General features: G+C 73.7%; 7 protein-coding genes and 1 pseudogene. 3 read left to right on the forward strand and 5 right to left on the reverse strand.

Translation table 11 applies throughout. The annotated features are described in order from the left end of the window. Positions 1–188: pseudogene (locus VGD85_RS02585) on the forward strand (HNH endonuclease signature motif containing protein); the annotation flags it as partial. Positions 189–210: 22 nt separating this feature from the next. Here VGD85_RS02585 and VGD85_RS02590 read toward each other — a convergent pair. After that, on the reverse strand, positions 211–1,128 hold the full coding sequence (locus tag VGD85_RS02590; protein ID WP_331061885.1) for an NADP-dependent oxidoreductase: 918 nt from the start codon (positions 1,126–1,128) through the stop codon (positions 211–213). A 101-nt stretch (positions 1,129–1,229) separates the two neighbouring features. On the opposite strand from VGD85_RS02590, the gene VGD85_RS02595 reads away from it, so the two are divergent. Beyond that, positions 1,230–1,856 carry a TetR/AcrR family transcriptional regulator gene (locus tag VGD85_RS02595; RefSeq protein WP_331061886.1) on the forward strand — a complete coding sequence of 209 codons (627 nt, stop codon included), beginning with the start codon at positions 1,230–1,232 and terminating at the stop codon, positions 1,854–1,856. 120 nt (positions 1,857–1,976) lie between these two features. Here VGD85_RS02595 and VGD85_RS02600 read toward each other — a convergent pair whose 3' ends face one another. The 3 genes from VGD85_RS02600 to VGD85_RS02610 are packed head-to-tail and all read right to left on the reverse strand — an operon-like array spanning position 1,977 to position 5,181. Further along, positions 1,977–2,915 (reverse strand): pseudouridine-5'-phosphate glycosidase, encoded by a 939-nt coding sequence (locus VGD85_RS02600; protein ID WP_331061887.1) that lies wholly within the window; start codon positions 2,913–2,915, stop codon positions 1,977–1,979. Next, complete coding sequence (locus tag VGD85_RS02605; RefSeq protein WP_331061888.1) at positions 2,912–4,009, reverse strand: carbohydrate kinase; 1,098 nt, start codon at positions 4,007–4,009, stop codon at positions 2,912–2,914. The genes VGD85_RS02600 and VGD85_RS02605 overlap by 4 nt, the downstream gene beginning before the upstream one ends. An 8-nt stretch (positions 4,010–4,017) precedes the next feature. Further along, positions 4,018–5,181 (reverse strand): YibE/F family protein, encoded by a 1,164-nt coding sequence (locus VGD85_RS02610; protein WP_331061889.1) that lies wholly within the window; start codon positions 5,179–5,181, stop codon positions 4,018–4,020. Positions 5,182–5,375: 194 nt separating this feature from the next. Between VGD85_RS02610 and VGD85_RS02615 the strand changes: the two genes are divergently transcribed. After that, positions 5,376–6,017, forward strand: a complete 642-nt coding sequence (locus VGD85_RS02615) for a LysE family translocator (protein WP_331061890.1) — start codon at positions 5,376–5,378, stop codon at positions 6,015–6,017. 16 nt (positions 6,018–6,033) lie between these two features. Here the strand turns inward: VGD85_RS02615 and VGD85_RS02620 are convergent. Further along, positions 6,034–6,923, reverse strand: an 890-nt coding sequence (locus VGD85_RS02620; protein WP_331061891.1) for a helix-turn-helix domain-containing protein, incomplete at its 5' end; no start/stop codon positions are given.

The raw sequence follows: 6,923 nt of genomic DNA on the forward strand, positions 1-6,923 counted from the left end.
CCGAGGGCTGCGACTGGCCACCCGGCATGTGCCACGTCCACCACGACCCCTCCTGGGCATCTGGAGGCGGCACCGACATCGACCACGCCCGACTCCTCTGCCCCCGACACCACGCCCGCGCCCACGACCCCACCTACCGCATGACCAGACTCCCCGGCGGCAAGGTCGCCTTCACCCGGCGGATGTAGGCCGAGCGTCGGCGCGCTCGGGTCAGGAGCCGACCGTGATGACCGTCTTGCCCCTGCGCCGTGCCGTCGCGGTCAGGGCCGCGACCGCGTCGTCGAGGGACGCGGTCACGCCGATGTTGGTGCGCAGGCGGCCATCGCGGACCCGCTGCACGATCTCCCCCAGCTGCACCCGGTCGGCCTCGACCACGAAGTCCACCGCTCGGCCGCCGGCCGGTTCGGTCTCGACCGGGCCGACCACCGACACCAGCGTCCCGCCCGGCTTGACCAGGCCGGCCGACCGCCGCTGCACGTCGCCGCCCACGACGTCGAACACCAGGTCCACCGGACCGACGTCCTCCAGGGCGTCGGCATCGAGGTCGACGAACGCGTGCGCTCCGAACTCGAGCGCCTTCTCGCGATCGGCCGCCCGTCCGGTGCCGATGACGTAGGCGCCCGCCTCGCGCGCGAGCTGGGTGACCATCGTGCCCACCGCGCCGGCAGCGCCGTGCGCGAGCACGGTCTGTCCCGCCTCGAGCCGCCCGTGCTGGAACAGCCCCTGCCAGGCGGTCAGGCCGGAGATCGGCAGCGACGCGGCGACCGCGAAGTCGACGTCACCCGGCAGCGGGGCCAGGTTGCGCGACTCGATCGCGACGTACTGCGCCAAGGTGCCGTCGCGGTGCCAGTCGGCGAGACCGAGAACGCGTTGGCCCACGGACAGGCCGGTCGTGCCGTACCCGAGCGCGGTGACCACGCCGGCCAGCTCGTGACCGGGGATCGACGGGGTCTTGTCGCGGCCCGCCCGATCGGTCCAGGTGGACGGCCAGTCCAGCTCGGTCGAGACCCAGCCCGCTGCGCGGACCTCGACGAGCACGTCGTTGATCGCCGGCCGCGGGTCGGGTCGCTCGGCCAGCCTCATCCCGGCCAGCCCCTCGCCCGGGCCGGTCACCACGATCGCCTTCATCTGCTCCACCTCTCGTCCGAAATATGGGCTGTCCAGCCCATTCCGCAGTGAACACCCGCAAGGAATGGGCTGTCAAGCCCAAACGGGCTACGCTGCGACGCATGGGCGCGACGACGACTCCGGACGGGCGGGCGCTGACCCCGAAGGGGCAGGCGACCCGCGCGCGGATCCTGGAGCATGCGGCGAACCTCATCTACGCCCACGGTGTGCACGCGACGAACAACGAGCAGCTCAGGCGCGCGGCCGGGGTCAGCGGTTCGCAGCTCAACCACTACTTCCCCACCAAGGAGAGCCTGGTCCTGGCGGTGATCGAGTGGCAGGCCGATCGGGTGCTGACCTTCCTCCGCGGGGCGGAGTTCAACGGCTTCGACAGCCTCGACGCGTTCCGGCGGTGGGCCGCGTCCTACGTCGATCGCGAACGCTCCTACCGCGAAGGCTGCAGCCTCGGCTCGCTCGCCAGCGAGATCCTCAAGACCGACCTCGACGTCCACGACGAGCTCGCGGCCGCGTTCGAGACGTGGCGGACGGTCTTCCGCGACGGGATCCGCCAGATGCAGCGCTCCGGACGCATGAGCGCCGACGCGGACGCCGAACAGCTGGCCGACCTGGTCCTGGCAGCGTTCCAAGGCGGCATGCTGCTCGCCCAGGTGGCCCGCGACGTCGCGCCGCTGCGCGCGGCCCTGCAGGCCGCGCTCGACCACCTGGAGATGTTCGCGACGACAGGCTGACCCGCGGGCTCGCCGGCCGCGGGGTCGCGGCCGCCCGCGCACCTGACGCAGATGCTCTGCAGAGCGCGGGCGGACGACAGTTCCGTCAGGTGCGCGGTGCCCCCAGCGGTGAGCCCAGGATCAGTGGCGCAGGGCGGCGTACTCCTGGGCGATCGCGGCGCCGAGCCGGGCGTTGTGGTGCACCAGCGCGATGTTGGCGGTGAGCGAGGCGCCGCCGGTGATCTCGACGATGCGGCCGAGCAGGTACGGCGTGGCGTCCTTGCCGTGGATGCCCTGGGCGTCCATGTCGGCGAGGGCACGCTCGATGATCACGCCGATCTCGTCGGCCGGGATCTCGTCCTCGGCCGGGATCGGGTTCGCGACGACGACCCCGCCGGCGATGCCGAGCCGCCACTTCGCGTCCATCACCGCGGCGATGTCGGCGGCGGTGTCGACGCGCATGGGGGCCTCGTGACCGCTGGAGCGGGAGTAGAACGACGGGAACTCGTCCGAGCCGTGCACGAGGACCGGCACGCCGAGGGTCTCCAGCCGCTCGAGCGTCAGGCCGATGTCGAGGATGCTCTTCACCCCCGCCGAGACGACGGCGACGTCGGTGGTCCCGAGCTCGGTGAGGTCCGCGGACTCGTCGAAGGACTGCTGCGCGCCGCGGTGCACGCCACCGAGCCCGCCGGTCACGAACGTCCGGATGCCCGCGAGGGCGGCCAGGCGCATCGTCGCGGCGACCGTCGTCGCACCGTGGGCGCCGCGCGCCACGACGTAGGGCAGGTCGCGGACGCTGACCTTCGCGACGTCGCCGTGGCTGGCGAGCAGCTCGAGGTCCTCGGCGCCGAGGCCGATCCGGGGCCGGCCGTCGAGCACGGCGATCGTCGCCGGGACGGCGCCGGCGGCACGGATGATGTCCTCGACCTCGGTCGCCATCGTGACGTTGTCCGGGTAGGGCATGCCGTGGCTGATGATCGTGCTCTCCAGCGCCACCACGGGCGCGCCGTCGCGCAGCGCCTGCGCGACCTCGTCGGTGAGGGTGAGCATCGGGTGGGGCCCGGCGTGGGGGGTGGTCATGACAGCTTGCTCCTGACGAGTCGGTCGGTGAGGTCGGGTCGGACGGTGTGGGGACTGGCGACGGTGAGGGCGGCGGCCGCGTGGCCGTACGCCGCGGCCGCGGCGGGTTCGGCGCCCTCGAGGAGGGCGTGGCAGAAGGCGGCGGTCATGGAGTCGCCCGCGCCGGTGACGTCGACGACGTCCGCGTCGACGGAGTCCAGCGCGACGATGTCGCCGCTGGTGCTGAGCAGGGAGCCGGCCGGGCCGAGCCGCACCCACACCACCTCGACGCCACGGTCGTGGAGGGCCTGGGCGGCCAGCTGCTGCTGGCGGCGGGTGCGGGTGGGCAGGTCGGTCAGTGCGGCGAGCTCGTCGCGGTTGGGCGTGATCGCGAACACCGGACGTTCGCCGTCGAGGAGGGGCGCGAGCAGTGCCGCCTTCGGGACGCTCACCGGATCCAGCACGACCCGCGTCGCGACGTCGGCGGCCAGGTCGAGCGCGTAGCTCAGCGTCGCGGTGGCGAGGTTGCCGTCGAGGACGAGCAGCGACGCGGACGCGACCAGGTCACGGGCGTCGGCCACCCGCTCGGGGGTGATCGCCTCGGTGGCAGCCATGTCGGCCACCGCGACGACGAGCTCGCCGTTGGCGTCGAGGACGGCGGTGTAGGTGCCGGTCGATCCGGCGTCTCGCCGGACGTGCTCGACGCGCACGCCGGCGTTCGAGGTCGCCGAGAGCACCTGGTCGCCGAGCGCGTCGGTGCCGATCCCGGCGATCAGGTGGGTCCGGGTGCCGAGCCGGGCGAGGTTCTCCGCGATGTTGCGGCCGACGCCGCCCGCCGCCATGGCGGCGGCGCCGGGATTGCTCGTCGCCGGCACCGCCGCCCGGACGCTGCGTGCCTTGATGTCCATGTTCGCCCCGCCGACGACCACGACGGACTCGCCCTCGCTCAGCACGTAGCCACGGCCGAGGACGACGCCCTTGCGGGTCAGGTTCGACAGGTGCACGTTGACCGCGGCGCGGGTGGTGCCCAGGGCCTCGGCGATGGCCGCGGAGCCCACCAGCGGGTCGCGGCGGAGCAGGGCGACGATCTCGCGTTCACGCTCCGTGAGGTTCATACTTAGAACTATAAGGCTGCTTTATCCTGATAAGCAACCGGTCCGGGTGTGACGAGCGTCGCGATGCCGGTGGTCAGGGGCACCGCGAGCACCAGGCCGATGCTGCTGGCCAAGGTGCGCACGACCTCCTCGGTGATGTCCTCGGTCGCGAGCAGGTCGTCGACGGGCAGGCCGTACAACCGGAGGATCAGCAGCACGGCGAGCGCCGTACCGGCGTAGGCGAACACGATCGTGTAGATCGTCGAGGCGATGTGGTCGCGCCCGATCCGCATGCCGCTGGCGAACACCTGCACCCGGGTCATCCCCGGCGCCGCCGCCCTGATCTCCCACACGGCCGAGGTCTGGGTGATCGTGACGTCGTTGAGGACGCCGAGCCCGGCCACGATCGTGGCGCAGGCGAACAGGCCGTGGAAGCTCAGGTCGCCCACCAGGCTGGAGAGGATGCCGGCGGTCTCCTCGGTCGCCCCCGTGAGGTGGGTCGCGCGGGTCGCGAGCACACCGAGGCCGGCGGTGACGCCGACTCCGGCCAGTGTCCCGGCGAGCGCAGCACTGGTGCGCAGGGAGAAGCCGTGGGTGGTGTAGAGCACCACGAACATGATCGTCGCGGACGCGGTCAGCCCGACCTGCAACCCCGACTCGCCCGTGAGCAGCGCCGGCAGCACGAACTCCCACAGCACCGCGCCGCTGAACGCCAACCCGATGAGGGCGAACAGGCCGCGCCAGCGGGCGATGACGAGCACGAGCGCGACGAAGACCAGCAGCAGGATGAGGAGCGGGGTCGCGCGCTCGGTGCCGAAGTAGGCGTACGACGCGTCCGCGCCGTCAGCTCCCGGGGTGCGCTGGAGCTTCACCTGGTCGCCGGGCGACAGCCCCGACTCCGAGACGTGCGGGGCGACCTGCACCGACGCGTGGTCGCCCTTGCCTGCTCCCTCGGCGACGGTCACGTCGAGCAGCCCGCAGTCGCCGGTGCGCTGGGCAGGCCCGGCGCACGCCGGGTGGACGACGTCGACGTCGGCCAGGGGGAACGTCACGCCCGGTGCGGCGAAAGGCACGCTCTCGGTGAGCCGGTCGACCTGCGCACCGCTCGGCCACAGCAGCACCACGCCGGCGATCGCGACGAGCGCGACGAGCGCGAGAGCGCCGAGGAGCACCGCGCGCGGCCCGCGAGCCACCTCGACCTCGCCGCCACCGCTTGCAGCGCCGTGCGTGTGCGCGTGCCGGTCGGCCCGGCGCGCCCGATGTGACCGGTGTGACCGATGCGCGTGCCCTGCACCCACGAGCGTTCCTTCCCCCGTCCGGCAGCGCCGTCGGCGCCGCTCACGGGACACCAGTCTGCCCGTCGGGCCCGGTGGGCCAGAATGGTCCCGTGCCGACGGCCAGCCAGTGGGTCGCCTTCGTGGCGGCGAGCCTGCTCTTCATCCAGGTCCCTGGCCCCAGCCTGCTGTTCACCATCGGCAGGGCACTCACCGTCGGTCGCCGCGACGCGATGCTCTCGGTGCTCGGCAACTCGCTGGGGATCTTCAGCCAGGCCGTCGCGATCGCGGTCGGCCTGGGCGCCGTGGTCGCGGCCAGCGCCGAGGCCTACACGGTGGTGCGGATCGCCGGAGCGGCGTACGTCGTCTGGCTCGGCGTCCAGGCGATCCGGCACCGCGCGGACGCCCGGGTCGCGTTGGCGGCGCTCGGTCGCGGCACGCCCCAGCCCGCGCCGGCGCTGCGGTCGCTGCGGGTCGGGTACACCGTCGGGGTGACCAACCCCAAGACGCTGGTGTTCTTCGTCGCGTTCCTGCCGCAGTTCGTCAACGAGTCCGCCGGCCACACCGGCCTGCAGCTGGTCGCGCTCGGCGCGGTGTTCGGCCTGCTCGGCATCAGCTCGGACAGCGTCTGGGCCCTGGCCGCCAGCAAGGCCCGCGACTGGTTCGCGCGCCGTCCGACCCGTCTCGACGGACTCGGCGCCGCCGGTGGGCTGATGATGATCGGCCTGGGCGCGGCGCTCGTCGCCTCGGAGTAGCCGCCTCGGCGGAGTCTCAGCCCCGGCGCTGGTCGTGGGCCAGCAGGGCGACGCCCAGCGAGAGCCGCGAGGCGGGGTCGTCGAGCGGGTGCCCGACGAGCTCCTCGAGCCGGCGCAGCGCGGGGTAGAGCGAGGTGCGGTTGCGGTGCGCGACCCGGGCCAGCTCGGCCTTGTTGCCGCCGACGGCGAGGAACTGGCGCAGCAGGTCGACCAGCCCGCCGCCGTGGCGGGCCTCGTGCTCGAGCAGTGCACCGAGCTCGGCCTCGGTGAACTCCTGGAGCCGAGCGTCCTCCCGCAGCGACATGAGCAGCCCGGGGAGCCGGATGTCGGCCTGCCGGACACAGCCGCCGGTGCGCGGCATCGTCACCGCCACGTCCGAGACGGCGCGGGCCGACCGCAGCGACGCGGCCGCGAGGAGCACGCCGGGCACCGGGTCGCCCGCGGCCAGCACCGCGTCGGGCTCCACCTCGGCGAGGGCGTCGGCGAGCGGGTCGAGCGGGGTCGCGGCCGGCACGAGCAGCCCCACGTGGAGGGCGTCGAGGACGCCGACCAGCCCCGCGACACCGCCGAGCACGGCGACGATCCGATCCACCGGAGCGGGGGTCCGCAGCCGGGCGACGGCCCCGACGTAGGCCGCCGCGTCCGGTACGCCGAGCGCGCGCAGCCGGGCCGCGGCGACCGGCTCGGCGCCGAGTCGCCCCTCGAGCAGGTCCAGGAGCAGGCCGCCGTGGACGCGCAGCTGCAGCGAGGTCTCGTCCCGCTCGATCATCCGGCCCAGCTCGAGCGCCTGCGCGGCGCGCTCCACCACGAGCCGGGCGCGGTCGTCGTCGCGCGGCGCGGTCACGACCAGCCGGCCCCAGGCCCCGCCCTGGATGCCGACCGGGGTGGTCAGCCAGCCCTCCGGGC

Origin of the sequence: Nocardioides sp., from assembly GCF_036401255.1 — a bacterium.
GTDB lineage: Bacteria > Actinomycetota > Actinomycetes > Propionibacteriales > Nocardioidaceae > Nocardioides.